12 protein-coding genes and 1 riboswitch are annotated in these 15,737 nt (G+C 50.4%); of the genes, 6 read left to right on the top strand and 6 right to left on the bottom strand.

The window, feature by feature from the left end; genetic code table 11:
• Positions 1-20: 20 nt before the first annotated feature.
• The 6 genes from ABIC15_RS08705 to ABIC15_RS08680 form a co-directional block, all read right to left on the bottom strand.
• Positions 21-815 carry a DUF3307 domain-containing protein gene (locus ABIC15_RS08705; protein WP_354020481.1) on the bottom strand — a complete coding sequence of 265 codons (795 nt, stop codon included), beginning with the start codon at positions 813-815 and terminating at the stop codon, positions 21-23.
• Positions 812-1,459, bottom strand: coding sequence for a hypothetical protein (locus ABIC15_RS08700; RefSeq protein ID WP_354020480.1), 648 nt, complete (start codon positions 1,457-1,459; stop codon positions 812-814). The genes ABIC15_RS08705 and ABIC15_RS08700 overlap by 4 nt, the downstream gene beginning before the upstream one ends.
• A 236-nt stretch (positions 1,460-1,695) precedes the next feature.
• Positions 1,696-2,166, bottom strand: coding sequence for an NUDIX domain-containing protein (locus ABIC15_RS08695; RefSeq protein ID WP_233494529.1), 471 nt, complete (start codon positions 2,164-2,166; stop codon positions 1,696-1,698).
• A 340-nt stretch (positions 2,167-2,506) separates the two neighbouring features.
• A complete protein-coding gene (gene parC, locus ABIC15_RS08690) occupies positions 2,507-4,912 on the bottom strand; it encodes a DNA topoisomerase IV subunit A (RefSeq protein ID WP_354020479.1) in 2,406 nt (801 codons plus the stop codon).
• Between the two features lies 1 nt (position 4,913).
• Positions 4,914-6,875 carry a DNA topoisomerase IV subunit B gene (gene parE / locus ABIC15_RS08685; protein ID WP_354020478.1) on the bottom strand — a complete coding sequence of 654 codons (1,962 nt, stop codon included), beginning with the start codon at positions 6,873-6,875 and terminating at the stop codon, positions 4,914-4,916.
• A 168-nt stretch (positions 6,876-7,043) separates the two neighbouring features.
• Positions 7,044-7,445: a CoA-binding protein gene (locus ABIC15_RS08680; RefSeq protein WP_290826600.1), complete on the bottom strand. Its 402-nt coding sequence runs from the start codon at positions 7,443-7,445 to the stop codon at positions 7,044-7,046.
• A gap of 424 nt (positions 7,446-7,869) precedes the next feature.
• Here ABIC15_RS08680 and ABIC15_RS08675 point away from each other — a divergent pair, with 424 nt between their 5' ends.
• The 6 genes from ABIC15_RS08675 (at position 7,870) to ABIC15_RS08650 (ending at position 15,731) form a co-directional block, all read left to right on the top strand.
• On the top strand, positions 7,870-8,910 hold the full coding sequence (locus ABIC15_RS08675) for a tyrosine-type recombinase/integrase (protein ID WP_234944518.1): 1,041 nt from the start codon (positions 7,870-7,872) through the stop codon (positions 8,908-8,910).
• A 41-nt stretch (positions 8,911-8,951) separates the two neighbouring features.
• A complete protein-coding gene (locus ABIC15_RS08670) occupies positions 8,952-11,588 on the top strand; it encodes a DEAD/DEAH box helicase (protein WP_354020477.1) in 2,637 nt (878 codons plus the stop codon).
• A gap of 350 nt (positions 11,589-11,938) precedes the next feature.
• Positions 11,939-12,610, top strand: coding sequence for a 50S ribosomal protein L25/general stress protein Ctc (locus ABIC15_RS08665; RefSeq protein ID WP_354020476.1), 672 nt, complete (start codon positions 11,939-11,941; stop codon positions 12,608-12,610).
• A 91-nt stretch (positions 12,611-12,701) separates the two neighbouring features.
• A riboswitch (TPP riboswitch) is annotated at positions 12,702-12,800 on the top strand.
• Positions 12,801-12,905: 105 nt separating this feature from the next.
• Entirely contained in the window at positions 12,906-13,481 is a 576-nt protein-coding gene (locus ABIC15_RS08660; protein WP_354020475.1) for an ECF transporter S component, read from the top strand.
• Positions 13,481-15,040, top strand: coding sequence for an ABC transporter ATP-binding protein (locus ABIC15_RS08655; RefSeq protein ID WP_354020474.1), 1,560 nt, complete (start codon positions 13,481-13,483; stop codon positions 15,038-15,040). The genes ABIC15_RS08660 and ABIC15_RS08655 overlap by 1 nt, the downstream gene beginning before the upstream one ends.
• Complete coding sequence (locus ABIC15_RS08650; protein ID WP_354020473.1) at positions 15,006-15,731, top strand: energy-coupling factor transporter transmembrane component T family protein; 726 nt, start codon at positions 15,006-15,008, stop codon at positions 15,729-15,731. Before ABIC15_RS08655 ends, ABIC15_RS08650 begins: the two co-directional genes overlap by 35 nt.
• Positions 15,732-15,737 lie beyond the last annotated feature (6 nt).

Genomic DNA, 15,737 nt, shown 5'->3' with positions numbered 1-15,737 from the left:
AATCTATCGTCTTGCTGTATTCACAGGGCCAGCCGGATGGCCATTCCGCACAGTAAGGCAGCGAGAATACTCAGTAAACTGCCGATGATATAATATTCCGCAAATCGGCGGTCATCAAACTGTTTGAAGCGAGCCAACGCTTTTAAGGCGATGATGAATCCAATGGCGCCTGTTGCGTTTACTGCTACGAGGCAAACGATGATGGCGCGTTCGACGAGTCCGATGTAGCGGCCGACACCGTTGATTTCCGTCGTATAACTCCGGGCAGAATCTTCGACTTCATGCGTGACAGACCGCTTCAGTCCGTCCAGTTGTTCTTTCCGCGTCACTTTGCGCTCAAAGTGCGACTCAATCAGGCGGGGCGCAAAGGGCGCAAGCAGCGGGGCAATCCCGCGGCCGATCAATTCCGTCGCAATCAAACCCCAGACGCTGACCCATAAGATTTGGTCGAGTAACGGAAACGTTGTCGGCCAGTCGACCGGTGTCAAATAGACGACAATCTCTGTCAGAATCGCAAGATGGAGTAGTTGATCAACCCAAAATGCGAGCGCTGGATGCAAAAGACGTTTGAAGGGCGAACCGTCCAGTAAGGTATGTGTCCCAATGATAACACCGCCGATGATCCAGGCAGTCGCGCCGTTCAAGTCACCCCATTTATAAAAGATGCCGAGGACAACAGCTGTCCCGATACTATGTACTGTCATATGCGCGAGTAATACCCGGAGTTGCCGCTGCTTAGACTTTGCCATCCGTTGACTTTGAAGCGGAAAGTCCGCCAATAGATGGACGAGAAGCAGACTTAAGAGTAAAGTCATCCGATCGCCTCCCAGACCTGTAACTGGTTTAAAGCGTCGACGAATGTCTTTTCCAGGCGTTTACGTTGTTTACGTTGGGAGCGGGCAACAAGTTTCGCAACATTCATGCGCGCATCTTTTTCATGAAATCCCATTTGTAAGCCGATTTCTTCGTAAGTGGCCTCCGGATGCTGATCCATCAGCCGGTGTAATTCGATTTGGCGGTCCGTTTTACCGAAATACGCCGGATATAACATCTCGATATAACCGTTCAGCAGGGCGGTCGGCAAATAGGGCGGCCCGGCAAAAGCAATCCGGTTGGCCGTCTGTTTAGCAGCGTTCTGGGCTTCAAAAGCGAAAATAACGGCACTGCCGTTAGCTTCATCGGCATGGGTCGTCGACAGCGTCTCATATTGGCCGAATCCGATCCCGATATAACCGTCCAATGGCTGATTCAGCAGCATCAGTATAAGTGGATAACTGACGGCATACTCGTTAAACACACCAAGCAGACTGTCACCGGACTTAATTTGAAACGGTACGAGCGCCGCCGGAAATGCATCGTTCAACTGATCCGCTAATTGATGCAGATCGGTTAACAACTGTTCTTTACTCGAATAGCTCCGGGAGTTTTGAATATCAAAGGAAACCGCAACAGCTTGCATAAAAAAATCCTCCTTGTTACCGAATATACGGTTACTTATCGCTTGTTACCGGTTAAAAGGTAACAATATAGATGTTACTGTATTTAGAGTAACAGGGAAGCGGAGGAAAACAAAGACCAACTGGATAATTTTTATTTTTTTAAGTTAACATAACATATATTATCAATAGTTAATAATTATTGTCTCATAATTCAGTTAAACTCAAGATAGTGAGACGAAATAAAAAAAACACGGGATTAACCGTGTTTCCGACAATCGTAATGATGTGTCCGTTCCAAGCGGCTCATTAAACGATCCAAGAAAATATGATGCCGGCGTTCGAGTTGCGTGATTCGTTCAAGCGGTAACCAGGCAAAATGGAAAAAATCACCGCAATCTTGACCGTCACCAGCGACACAATGCGTCCATCGGTTTTCCTGACATTCGATATGAGCATGATAGAAATACGTGTAATGCACCCGCATTCGTTCCGGATAACGCATTTCTTCTTCACCTACGTACTGAACGGTCGCAAGCGATAAACCGCTTTCCTCGAGTGTTTCCCGAACTGCCGCTTCCTTGGCGATTTCAGCATCCTCGATGGTGCCGGCAGGAATTTGCCAATCACTGTCTGGAGCGGATTGCGGATGAAAAACAAGTAGTTCCCATCCCTCTGGTTGCTCCCGTGTGATATAGATTGCTACTTTTTCGCGTCTTCTGAATTTCATCGTCATCACCTCTCCAGTTGGCAGATGGCACAAAAGCAGCCGAGGAACATGTCCGTAGCTGCTTGATGAAACGAATCCTATAAGCTAAAGCTCCGAACTGCCCGCTCCACATACTTCGTGGTAATCTTGCCTGACCATTTTCTTTTATTGTAGCGGTTATCGGCAGTCGTTTCAATTTGTAAACGGGTGATTTGGCGATAATTCGAAGAAAAGTCTGAAAAAGCGGTCAAAACAGGCGTCAGAAAGCTAGAAACGAACAGGAAGGAGCGACGAAACACCATCTAACCTAAAATAACCTAAAAAAAGACACCCCTCTTTAAAAATGAGGGGCATCTGACCATCAAACGGTATACCAATCAAGAAGTGGGCCGAATTTTTCTTCGTCATAGGCAAACGAACCGTTTGATAACCGATCGAGGAAGGACAAGGATGGGACTTGAATCGTCTTTTCCTGTTCTTTTCCGATCAGAATCAGTTCTTTTGCTTGCGTGACGTCAATCAAGGCAGCCACTTGATGCGGTTTTGATTTTAAATCGCGCAACAATTGCGTACCGCGTAAGGCGCGATTCGAGACTTGGAACTGATCCGCAAGGCGCATTTTCTTCAACGCACCGCGTTGCGTCAGCAAGACGATATTCGGTGCCTGTTTAAAGCCAATCGCACCGGCTACGACATCCTGGTCACGCAGGTTGATCGCTTTTACACCCGCTGCCCGGACACCGACGACCGGGACATCGTCTTCCGTGAACCAGAGACCGAATCCGTGCTGGGTCGTCAAGAACAATTGCTCCTGTCCCGTTGAAATCTTGGCGTACAGCACTTCGTCATCCGCCCGTAAACGGACGCCCTGGAGCGGTTTCGACTTCCGCTGCGCATTATAATCACTCAGCTTCGACCGTTTAACCATCCCTTGGCGCGTCACGAACAGGCAGTGTGATGTCTCGTCAAACGTCCTGACGAGATCGACCGATAAAATCCGGTCACCCGACTCGAGCGGTACGAGATTGGCGACGTGTTGTCCGCCGTCTTTCCATTTTGTATCCGGCAACTGGTGGACCGGAATCAGGAGATAATTCCCTTGAACCGTCCAAACGATTAGATGATCCGTCGTCATCGCCTGTCCTTGATACAACAGACGATCCTGCTCCTTCATCTCCGGCAAATCGTTGGTTGCGCCGAACGAACGCATCGAAGACCGCTTGATATAGCCGTTTTTCGAGACGAAGACCATGGTTTCTTCGACAGCAATCATGACTTCCGTCTTCAGTTTCAGCTCTTCGACTTCCGCTTCGATCGTCGAACGCCGCTTGTCCGCGACTTGCTCTTTCAGAACGGTTAATTCTTTAATGATCAACCGGTTCCGTGTTTTTTCGTCGTTCAGGATTTTTTCAAGGCGGGCGATTTCTTTTTCAAGTTTCGCCGCTTCTTCCTGCAATTCAACGATATCAGTATTCGTCAACCGGTACAGCTGAAGCATGACGACAGCTTCCGCTTGGCGATCGGTGAAACTAAACCGTTCAATCAACTTGTCTTTCGCTTCCGATTTGTTGGAGGCCGACCGGATCAACGCAAGTGTCTCATCCAGGACGGAAATAGCGGTCATGAGGGCTGACACAACCTCTTGACGGCGTTTCGCCTGCTCGAGATCAAACGTTGTCCGGCGGATGACGACATCCTTGACGTGACTGAGATACGCGTCGAGTAACGCGAGAACACCCATCTGACGCGGTGTCCGCTCGTGGATGGCGACCATATTGTAGTTATAGGCGATTTGCAGGTCGGTCTGCTTCAGGTAAAAGTGAAGCACCCCTTCCGCATCCGCTTCTTTTTTCAGCTCGATGACGACACGAAGACCATCGCGGTCCGTCTCGTCGCGGACTTCCGCTACCCCTTCGACTTTGCGGTCGAGGCGGAGTTCTTCCATCCGTTTGACAAGGTTTGCTTTGTTGACTTCGTACGGCAGTTCCGTGATGATGATTTGCTGGCGTCCGCCGCGTAACGTTTCGATCACTGCCCGCGACCGGATGATGACTTTGCCGCGGCCGGTTTCAAACGCCTTTTTGATGCCGTCGAGACCTTGGACGACACCGCCGGTCGGGAAATCGGGTCCTTGCATATGTGTCAGTAAATCATCGACATTATGCACAGTTCCCGAAATTCGGCCAATTGCCGCGTCGAGCACTTCACCGGCATGGTGAGGCGGGATTTCCGTCGCATACCCGGCCGAAATCCCTGTCGAACCGTTCATCAGCAGGTTCGGTAAGAGGGACGGCAAGACAAGCGGCTCTTCCGTCGTATCATCAAAGTTCAACGTGTAATCAACGGTCTGTTTATTGATGCCTTCGAGAATCAGGCTCGATACTTTCGATAAACGGGCTTCCGTATATCGCATGGCAGCGGCGCTGTCGCCGTCGATCGAACCATTATTCCCCTGCATGTCGACTAACGGATAACGTAATTTCCACTCCTGGCTGAGACGGACCATTGCTTCATAGACCGACGAATCGCCGTGCGGGTGGTAGTTACCGATGACGACGCCGACCGTCTTGGCCGATTTCCGGTAAGCGCGGTCAAACAGGTTGCCTTCCGTATGCATCGCATACAGAATCCGGCGTTGCACCGGTTTTAATCCGTCGCGTGCGTCCGGTAAGGCCCGGTCCTGGATGATATATTTCGAATAACGTCCGAACCGGTCCCCGACGACTTGCTCAAGGGACAGATTCAAAATGTTTTGCAGGTTAGACATATCAGTTCACACTCTCTTTCGTGACGTGTTCATTTTCAATGATTGAGAGGTCTTCCGTCAGTCCAAACGCTACATTGTCTTCAATCCAGCTCCGGCGATGACCGACGTTGTCGCCCATCAGGACGGAAACCCGTTTCTCAGCGACAGCCGCATCATCGATCGTAACGCGGATCAACGTCCGCGTCTCGGGATCCATCGTCGTTTCCCAGAGTTGCGGCGCATTCATCTCACCGAGTCCTTTATAACGCTGAATCATATACCCTTTGCCGAACTTTTTCGTTGTTTTTGCAAGCGTATCTTCATCCCAGACGTATTCAAACTTCTCAGACTTGCCCTTCCCTTTCGAGACACGGTAGAGCGGCGGTAAGGCGACGAACACTTTCCCGGCATCGATCAACGGTCGCATATAGCGGAAGAAGAACGTCAGCAACAGGACTTGGATGTGCGCCCCGTCGGTATCGGCATCGGTCATGATGATGACCTTATCGAAGTTGCAGTCGGACAGATCGAAGTCGGCGCCGACGCCGCTGCCGATTGCGTGGATGATCATATTGATTTCTTCGTTTTTCATGATATCCGCAAGTTTCGCTTTTTCCGTGTTCAGGACTTTCCCGCGTAATGGTAAAATCGCCTGGAACGTCCGGTTACGGCCTTGTTTAGCTGAACCGCCGGCGGAATCTCCCTCGACGAGGAACAATTCATTTTTCTCGGCGTTTTTCGACGCGGCCGGTGTCAGTTTCCCGTTTAGGATACTTGAACGTTTCTTTTTCTTCCCGTTCCGGGCTTCTTCGCGGGCTTTCCGGGCCGCTTCCCGGGCCTGGGCAGCACGGATCGCTTTTTTGATCAGAAGGGTCGCCGTTTGCGGGTTCTCCTCAAGATACGTCGACAGGCGGCGTGTAATGACCGCGTCACAGCTCGTCCGGGCTTCCGGCGAACCGAGTTTTGATTTCGTTTGTCCTTCAAATTGCAGAAATTCTTCCGGAATCCGAATGGACACGATCATCGTCAATCCTTCACGGATATCATTTCCGTCGAGATTTTTATCTTTTTCTTTCAGCAATGTATTTTTACGGGCATATTCATTCATCACCCGGGTCATCGCCGTTTTGGCGCCAACTTCGTGTGTGCCGCCATCGCGAGTCCGGACGTTATTGACGAACGACAGGACGTTTTCCGAATAAGCATCCGTGAACTGGAAGGCGATATCGACTTCGATTTCGTTTTCCGTTCCTTCAAAGGCAACCGTCGGGTGTAACGTGTCTTTATCGTCGTTCAAGTAGCCGACGAATTCACTGACGCCGTCTTCGTATTGGAAAACATCTGCTTTTTCCGACCGTTCGTCGGTCAAGGTAATCTTCAGACCCTTCAGTAAAAAGGCTGATTCGCGCAGACGTTCTGCTAACGTATCATAATTGTATGTCAACGTACTGAAGATTTTTCCGTCCGGCTTGAAATAGACACTTGTTCCTTTTTGGCGCGTCGTGCCGGTCTCAAGTAACGTCGTTTTCGGAATTCCCCCGTCTTCAAACGTCTGTTCAAACTGTTTACCGTCTCGGTAAATCGTGACTTTCAATTGTGTCGACAAGGCATTGACGACGGATGCGCCGACGCCGTGCAGTCCACCTGATGTCTTATAGCCGCCCTGACCGAATTTCCCGCCGGCGTGAAGGACGGTGAAGATGACTTCTGCCGTCGGTTTCCCGGAAGCATGCATCCCGGTCGGCATACCGCGCCCGTGATCTCGTATCGTGATGGCATTATCTTTATGGATGATGACATCGATTTGTTCCCCAAATCCGGCCAGTGCCTCATCAATTGCATTATCGACGATCTCATACACCAAATGGTGGAGTCCGCGATGATCGGTCGAACCGATATACATACCCGGGCGCTTCCGGACTGCTTCGAGTCCTTCTAACACCTGTATGGCATCATCATTATAATTGTTTAAATCTGTCGCCATGTTTTTCACCTCAAATAGAAAAAACGCCGAATTTTCCAAACGTTCGTTCGTTTTTCTAGTAGTCTGTATCTAATTGTAGGCATCTTCTTGCTATCTGACAAGGATAATCTAGAAAACAAGTGAAAAAGACACCTACGGCAAGTGCGTAGATGTCTGGTCGAATCGCTCTTATAGGTACTGGTGTTCAATCTTAATACAACGGTTTTCGATATACGGAATCCCGGCACCGAGGGCTAAGCTTTCCGCTTCGACGCTCGATAATCCGAGTTGATTCCAAATCATACCGACATCGCCGTGCGCGACAGCATCCTTGGCAACGTCCGCTAAAAACTCCGACCGGCGGAAGACATCAACGATATCGATGTGTCCCGGAATACTGGCGACACTCGGGTACACCTTCTGTCCGTTCCATTCATTTAACGTCGGGTTGACCGGAATGACTTCGTAACCATGCTGGACCAGGTAATCGGCAATCCAGTTTGCCGTTTTGCCCGAATCGCTGGATACCCCGACGACGGCGATCCGTTTCGCGTCTTTTAATAACTGCCGTGCTTGTTGATCTGAAATCATATGATTTCCCCCTTATGGTGAATACAAGATAGTCTTAGTCTATATACCCGATTCAATTTGGATTAAGCCTTTCAACTGGAGGAAGGTACACGTTCGAGGTGTAAAAACCAGAAACGGTCTGTACGAAAACGAGACGACCAACTACCCGCCGGAACGAATTTCGATGCAACTGAGAGCGAAATGATTTTCTGTGAAAAATAATCATCTAATTAGTTTACATAATATTATTATTGTATTTAATTGTCGTTATAACGATAAAAAGCTGATTTGCAACGAGTCGAATGGTTACCCGTCTTCACCCATTTCGATGCAACTGAGCGCTCCCTGTCTGACAATTTAACGTTGCGTGAAATAACTATTTCACGCAAACTAGTGTGCCGTCTACCAACGTTTGGTATACTCATGACAGAGAGGGGATAGAATGATGAGTTTGTTTAAAAACCTAGGAAAAACAGTAAAACCGATACCCCTTCCCGCCCATACGATGGATCTGCCGGGGTATGTCCGGATGCCGGACTTCATCCGGTCCTATATCGATCACTTGGCGTCAAAAAATTTCTCGAAAGCAACGATGCGGCGGTATGTCTACGATTTTGATTCGTTTTTCCAGTTCGTTGCGGAAGCATCGGGAGAATCAATTCAGGCGCGGGATATCACGCAAGAAGCGTTTCTTGAAATTGACGGGTCCGGGATTGCCGCTTATGCGGAATACTTAGCGTTAACGAAACAAAATGCCCCGAGTGTCATCAACCGGAAACTATCGGCCTTGCAGTCGTTATTCCGGCATTTGATTGATATCGGCGTGCTGTCGGAAAATCCGGTCGCGAAAATCAATCGTCCGAAACAGGCGAAACGGGATCCGGTTTACTTAACGAAACGCGAATGGGACGAACTGATGCAGCTGTTGCCGTCGAACGTCGAGATGAATGCCCGGGAAGCCACGCATTATGAGCGGGATCGCGTCCGGGATATCACGTTGTTTCAGCTGCTCGGGTACAGCGGGATGCGGCTCAGCGAAATGACACAATTGACCTGGAATGCCGTCGATTTCCATGAAGGGACGATTCGCGTCATCGGGAAAGGCAACAAAGAACGTGTCATCCCGCTCGCGAAACCGGTCCGGGTCGCTCTGCGAAAATTTGCGGCGCATTACAGTTTGACGATGCGGGGACCTGAACCGATTTTTCAGAAGCAAGGAAAAGCACTGAGCCCCCGGGCGGTCCAACATATCTTAAAGCGGCACGTCGACCGCTTGCGTCCGGTTTTGCCGTTTTTGGAACGGAAACAGATCACGCCGCACAAATTACGGCATACATTCGCAACGCGCCTCGCGACCGGCGGGGTCGATGTCTTGACGATTCAACAGTTGCTCGGTCACGAATCAGTCGCAACGACCCAGGTTTATGCCCATATTGGTGATCGAGAGAAAAAACGGGCGATTGAATTATTTGATAGTGAACGATAATTGTATTATGTCACCTATATCCTGATGAAAGGAGTTACGAGATGAATTATGGACTAAGTGAACGGAAAATCAAACAAATGTCGGATACCTATGCGTTCCGTCGCGGCAAACGCTATGTCGCCGCTAAAAAAGTCACGCTGCGAAACTACCAATCCGGTGACTTGCTTGTCGAAGCCGCCGTTCAAGGCGAAGACCTGTTCACCGTCACCGTTCGCGTCAAGGAACACGGCGTCGATGCCGGTTGCAACTGTCCGTCACTTGCGATGGATCAATCGTTTTGCGGACATATCGTTGCCGTGTTGCTAGCGATGCATCATGTGCAAGTCTACGGCACACCTGGCGGAAATCAATCATTAATCCGTCCGTTTGCGACGACGCGGCAGACCGAAGATGCCGCGGTGACGGCTTATTTGCAAACATTAAGTAAAGCAGAACGGGCAAAAATCAGATTTGATGTCAACGGTTCGGCGATTGTGATGGAAAGCATCACGGCGCAACAACGTTTTATCATCAGCCCAATGTATTTTGACCGACTTTTACAAAGGCGTGACCACTTACGGAATCTTGCCGATGTCTGGCTCAGTCCCCCGCTCAAACAACGGCTCGTCAGCGGTCCGCCGACGGTCGAGCTGGCGCTGGACCGGGAAGCTGGTGGACTTGAACTGCTCGTGACGTTTAGCTATCAGGGAGTTCGGATCAATCCGTTGCAAGAGACAAATTGGCTCGGGCGCGATGTATCGCTCGAAGGAGCAGTCCTCCGCTACGTGACGGAGAGTGGCTTCCTCGAGCTCGAGCGGAACGGTCGCTATCGATTAGAGGAAGAAGCGGCGGAATATCAATTTCTGAAAGGTTTGCTCGATCCCCGTGTCGTTTACGGTGAACTCGTCGTTCAAGTGACGGAAAGTATCCGCCAATCCTTACCGAACGGACCGTTCCATCCGCGGATCGACGTCGACACGACGGACCGCCTGGATTGGTTAACCTTCCGCTTTTCCATGGACGGGATTCCGGAAGTCGAACTGAAACAGGTCTTGCAGTCGCTTGTCACCCGGAAAACGTATCACCGGTTAAAGAACGGTCAGTTTGTCTCGTTTGAGAACCGGGCGTTTGAACAGTTGCAACGCGTCTTTCGACAACTCGAAGCAGCAGAGCAGGACCAACTTGAAGCGGTGTTGCGCGCGCCGGCTCTGCCGAACCTCAAACATCTGGTCGGCGCCTCCTTCTTGCATGTCCATAAACAATTAACAGAACGATGGCTCGAGCTGAAAAATGGAACAGGAGTCTACCTGAACTTCCCGGAAGTACTCGACCGCCACTTGTATCCATATCAGCGGGCAGGGATCCAGTTCATGGCGAATCTCGCCGGACACGACGGGCACGGGATTTTAGCGGATGAGATGGGACTCGGGAAAACGATTCAGGCGATTGGGTATCTTGAGACGCTGCCGCCGGGACGGGTCTTAATTGTCGCCCCGGCCTCCCTGCTCCATAACTGGCAGGCGGAACTCACGCGATTTGCCCCGACGAGAATGGTCCATCTGTTGACCGGAGCGCGAAAGCACCGCTTGGACCAAATCGAGACAGTACCAGCGGACGGGATTTTTTTGATTTCCTACCCGTCGTTACGAGCCGACATGGAGGCACACCAGGCCGTCGAATACGACGTCGTAATTTTTGATGAGGCACAACATCTGAAGAATCCGGCGTCACAAACCGCTGTCCGCTTGCGCCGGATTCGGGCGAAACGTCGGTTTGCCTTGACCGGAACGCCGCTTGAAAACCGGACCGATGATCTCTGGTCGATTTTCCGAGTCATCTCCCCTTCCTTGCTGCCGGACTTACAGACGTTTCAAACGTGGTCGCATGACGAGATCAAACGATTCATCCGTCCGTTTCTGATGCGGCGGACCAAAGATGAGGTGTTGCAGGATTTACCGAAGAAGCAGATTGTCCATCACTATACAGACCTTGGCCCGACACAGAAAAAGCTTTACGCCTCCTACTTATCTAAACTGCAACTGGAAACATTGCGTCATTTGGATGAAACGAAACGTGAGGACCGGATTAAGTTGCTGGCCGGTTTGACCCGCTTACGGCAGATTTGCTGTGATCCGGCGCTGTTTGTCGAAGATTATACAGGCGAATCCACAAAACTCGAACGTCTGCTGACGTTAATTGAAGAAAAATTAGCCGCCGGACACCGTCTGCTGATTTTTTCCCAGTATACGAAGATGCTGGCCCGGATTCGGGAACGACTGGCAGCACGACAAAGTGCCCACTTTCTGCTGACGGGTGAGACACCGGTTGAGGACCGGGTCGCACTGTGTGAAAGGTTTAATGCCGGTGAAGTTGATCTCTTCCTGATTTCCTTGAAGGCCGGCGGGACCGGTCTGAATCTGGCGACGGCAGATACCGTCATTTTGTACGACAGTTGGTGGAATCCGGCCGTCGAGCAACAAGCGGCTGACCGGGCTCATCGATTGGGACAGCAGTCACCGGTCGAAGTGATCAAGCTGTTGATGACCGGAACGATCGAGGAAAAGATGGCGGAATTACAAGATCGCAAAGCGACGATGATTGATGCCGTCTTATCGGATCAGAAGCCGGATATTTTAACGATTCGTGAACTCGTCCGTCTGCTCGATTCTCCCGCTTTTATCGATTCAGCAGGTGATTAACCACACAAATCAAAGGAAATCTTAAAAAAATGAAGGACCTTCAATCCGTTGTCTATCAAGAGGTTTGAAGGTCTTTCGACAATCAAATTCAGAAAAAAAGGTTTTAAGTTTTGAAAGACAGGGGTATATCTACATTAGCACCGTACAACACGGTCGCTTTTCAATTATTGTTTCTCAATATCAGCGTAATGACCTGGGAGAGAAATGCTACTTACTCACTTCGTTTTTCATTTCTGAATGAAATCCAGTTGAACTAGCATTTAGCGCATGAATTTCTGTTGGAACCTATTGTTCCACTCCTACATTCATTACCTTTTGAGGGCTATACCAAATTCAAGGGGGAAATGAACATGTCAGTAACATTAAAAGTAGAAGAACGCGAAGTACGCCCACGCTCACTTAGAAAGCAATTACGTCATGAAGGAAAAGCTCTTGGTGTCGTGTATGGCTACAAAGTGGAAAGCACACCGATTTCATTCGACGAAAAAGAATTGGTCAAAGTCATTCGTGATCACGGCGAAAACGTCTTGGTTGCTCTTCAAATCGGCGGTAAAAAGGTCAACACTTTGATTAACAAGCTCGATATGGATATCTTTACACCAACGATTAAACACGTTGAATTCATCGCGGTTAAAATGGATGAAGAAACAGAAGTTGAGACGGATATCGTCCTCGTCGGCGAAGCAGCCGGTGCAAAACTTGGCGGATTCCTTTCACAAACACTCTTTAAAGTAACAGTTGCCGCAACACCAGATAAATTACCGGAACGCATCGAAGTCGATGTAACGGATCTTGCAATCGGTGATTCAATCACAGTTGCTGATCTTCCGGAAGAAAAAGATTTCCGTGTCGTCACAGAAGGTGACATCCAAGTTGCAGCAGTCGTTGAATCGACACTTGAAGCTGAACTTGAAGAAATCGAAGAAGCTGAAGCACAAGCAGCGGATGCAGATGCATCAACAGATGATTCAGAAGAAACATCTGAAGAGCAAGCTGAAGAAAACAAAGAAGACAAAGAATAATCATTTCTCCCCTCCCCTCGCGGAGGGGTTTTTTAATGGGGATTGACAAGTCGGAGCGTCAGACGTACAGTGAAAGCTGTACACCACATTATACATCCACTAGGGGAGCCATTTGGCTGAGACGATTCACTTCGGACCCTTTGAACCTGATCTAGTTCATACTAGCGTAGGAAAGTGGAGCGGACCCATTCGTGCCCTTTTTCTGTCCCCGGACAGTTGACGCGACCGCTCTCTTTTCTAGAGGGCGGTCTTTTTGTGCTTTCCTTGCGGATGTACATCTAAAGGAGAACTGATTATGAACAGTTGGAAAATGAAAGAAATTATCGTCATGATGATGCTAGCGGTTGCGTGCGGCGTTCTCTACTTAGGCTGGTCGACGTTATGGTTGCCAATCTCTGCCATCTTCGGACCGGTCGGCTCAAACTGGATGTTCGGCATCTGGGTCATTGCCAGTCCCCTCGTCGCCTACATCGTTCAAAAACCAGGTGCGGCTTTGATTGCCGAAGTCGTCGCAGCCGCGGTCGAACTGTTTACCGGCAGTCACTTCGGTTTATCGGCTTTATTGATTGGACTTGCGCAAGGCATTGGCGCTGAGGTTGCTTTTCTGTTAGTCGGCTACCGGACCTTCAACACCTTCACCTTGATGCTGTCGGGCATGTTTGCGGCTGTCGGAAGTATGGTCTATAGTCTGGTCGTCAATGGGTTCGCCTACTATACGACGACGACACTGCTATTGACGTTTTCCCTGCAACTGGTCAGTGGGGCATTACTTGGCGGATTGCTCGCGAAAATCATCGTCGACTCACTCGTCAAGACGGGAACGCTGAACGGTTACGCCGTCGGACGACAACAGAAACGGCGGGCTGCCTGATGTGGTGCCGGAATCTGACCGTCCGCTATCCGGATCAAGACCGAGATGTTTTAAACGACTTGACCGTGTCGCTCCGGCAAGGAGAGACGACCTTATTGATTGGTCCGAGCGGCAGCGGCAAAACGACCTTCTTGCATACGCTTGCCGGTCTGATGCCGGAAACGATTGAGGCGGAAGTCACCGGTGAATGGCGCGCAGACGGAACCGTCGGCATGCTGTTTCAACAGCCGGACGATCAGTTTTGCATGCAGACGGTCGGGGCGGAAATCGCCTTCAGTCTGGAAAACCGGAGTATTCCCCGCGATGAAATGGAAGAACGAATCAGAACGGTGTTGAAACGGGTTGGACTCGACCTCGCCTTGACGACGCAAATTGCCGGACTGTCCGGCGGGATGAAACAACGGCTTGCTTTGGCCTGTGTGTTGGCACTCGAACCGGACATCCTGTTACTCGATGAACCGACGGCGCAACTCGATCCGCACGGCCGCCGATTGATGATGGAGCTGATTGAAGAATTGCATCACAATCCGAACGTGACACTGGTGTTGATCGAACATCAACTGGAAGAATGTGTGACGTTTGCTGACCGTGTGTTGGTCTTTCGGGAAGGACAGCTGAGGCTTGACGGTTCCCCGCTTGAAGTCTTCGAAGAGAAACGGGAGGAACTGATCCGGCACGGTATCATGTCGCCATTGCTCTATCCTTATACACTCGAGACGATTCCGCTGACGGTCGCAACAGCGCGGTTTCTGAATAACCCGCCCGTCGCAAGACGTCCGGTGGCAAACGAAACGACGTTTGATTTGACCGATGTGACGATCACGCATGGCAAACGGGTGATTCTCGACCGGATTTCGCTGACCGCGTCCGCCGGAGAATGGATCATGCTCGTCGGACGCAACGGTGCCGGTAAAAGCACCCTGCTTGAGACGCTGGCAAAACTGTTGCCGGCGCAAAGTGGGACGATCAAGCTGTTTCAGACGCCTTTGAAAAAATGGCGGGACCGGACGTTTTACCAGCAGGTCGGCTTCGTCTTCCAGCAACCTGAGTTTCAGTTTCTGAAACAGACGGTGTTGGACGAGTTGACGATCAGTTGTACATCCCCGACACCTGGTCAGTTGAACAATGCCTTACAGTATTATCGCTTGGCAGATGTCGCGGGTCAGTCCCCGCTTGCACTTAGTCTCGGACAAAAAAGACGCTTAAGTGTCGCGACGATGCTGCTCGAACGAAAAGCGGTCCTGTTACTCGACGAACCGACTTTCGGACAAGATGCCGAGACGGCGGCACAATTGGTTGAAGTCTTGCGACGAGCCCGAGCAGCCGGGACAACGCTCATCATGGTGACGCACGATATGGAACTGGTCCACCGTTACGCCGACCGTGTTGTCGTCATCGGCGAGAAGCACATTCAGTTTGACGGGACACCGGATGAATTGTTCCGGAACGAATCGTTGCTTGAGCATAACCAGTTGATCCGTCCTCTATCGGTACGCTATCAGCAACGCGAGGAGGTGAAACACCATGCAGGAAAACGATTCACTGCTCGCGCGCATTAATCCGGCGGTTAAGCTTGGAACACTGGTGTATGTCATGCTGGTGCTGATTACGACGTCACGTCTGCCGGTAACATTCGCCCTGCTTCTGTTTGCAGCCGTCGGTGTAGCCTGTTCCGGTTGGCGGCTGTCGATACTGTTGCTACGGCTCATCCCTTACAGTCTGTTATTTCTGTTGACATTTTGGATGATGGCGGCATTCGGTGAAGGAGAGACGGAATTGTGGACATTCGGCTGGTTCCGGATCACGGAAGAGAGTCTTGCTCACGCTTGGCTCGTCGCAACGCGAATGTTTGCTTTTGTCCTGTTGAGTATAACGTTCGTCGCAACGACCGACCCGACCCGGTTCGTCATGAGTCTGATTCATCAATGCCGGCTACCGGTCCGTCTGGCTTACGGATTTTTAACCGGACTTCGCTTCATTCCGATTTTCCGTCAGGCGATCCGGACCATCCGTCAGGCACGCCGAATCCGGCAACAACGGTCGATTTGGCCGTGGCAGACATTTTTCGCAATCAGCCTGCCGTTGTTTACGACGAGTATCATCCGCTCGGAACGGATTGCGATTGCGATGGAAGCCCGTCAGTTTCGGGTCGACCGGACCTATTATGTCCGACCGGTCGTGACACGATGGGATCTTGTCTTCCTGTTGATGACCGTTACGCTCGCAACATCACTTCGTCTGTTCCTCTGAAGAGGA

Source organism: Exiguobacterium sp. PvP048, assembly GCF_040549175.1.
Classification (GTDB): Bacteria; Bacillota; Bacilli; order Exiguobacteriales; family Exiguobacteriaceae; genus Exiguobacterium_A; species Exiguobacterium_A artemiae.
The sequence above is the reverse complement of the archived record's forward strand: the minus strand, read 5'-3'. Positions and strand labels throughout refer to the sequence as shown.

Bases quoted from the DNA above. Each gene is read 5' to 3' on its own strand.
- ABIC15_RS08705 (WP_354020481.1), bottom strand. From the start codon at position 815: ATGACTTTACTCTTAAGTCTGCTTCTCGTCCATCTATTGGCGGACTTT.
- ABIC15_RS08655 (WP_354020474.1), top strand. From the start codon at position 13,481: ATGTGGTGCCGGAATCTGACCGTCCGCTATCCGGATCAAGACCGAGAT.
- ABIC15_RS08665 (WP_354020476.1), top strand. From the start codon at position 11,939: ATGTCAGTAACATTAAAAGTAGAAGAACGCGAAGTACGCCCACGCTCA.
- ABIC15_RS08700 (WP_354020480.1), bottom strand. From the start codon at position 1,459: ATGCAAGCTGTTGCGGTTTCCTTTGATATTCAAAACTCCCGGAGCTAT.
- ABIC15_RS08680 (WP_290826600.1), bottom strand. From the start codon at position 7,445: ATGATTTCAGATCAACAAGCACGGCAGTTATTAAAAGACGCGAAACGG.
- ABIC15_RS08650 (WP_354020473.1), top strand. From the start codon at position 15,006: ATGCAGGAAAACGATTCACTGCTCGCGCGCATTAATCCGGCGGTTAAG.
- parC (WP_354020479.1), bottom strand. From the start codon at position 4,912: ATGTCTAACCTGCAAAACATTTTGAATCTGTCCCTTGAGCAAGTCGTC.
- ABIC15_RS08660 (WP_354020475.1), top strand. From the start codon at position 12,906: ATGAACAGTTGGAAAATGAAAGAAATTATCGTCATGATGATGCTAGCG.
- ABIC15_RS08670 (WP_354020477.1), top strand. From the start codon at position 8,952: ATGAATTATGGACTAAGTGAACGGAAAATCAAACAAATGTCGGATACC.
- parE (WP_354020478.1), bottom strand. From the start codon at position 6,875: ATGGCGACAGATTTAAACAATTATAATGATGATGCCATACAGGTGTTA.
- ABIC15_RS08695 (WP_233494529.1), bottom strand. From the start codon at position 2,166: ATGAAATTCAGAAGACGCGAAAAAGTAGCAATCTATATCACACGGGAG.
- ABIC15_RS08675 (WP_234944518.1), top strand. From the start codon at position 7,870: ATGAGTTTGTTTAAAAACCTAGGAAAAACAGTAAAACCGATACCCCTT.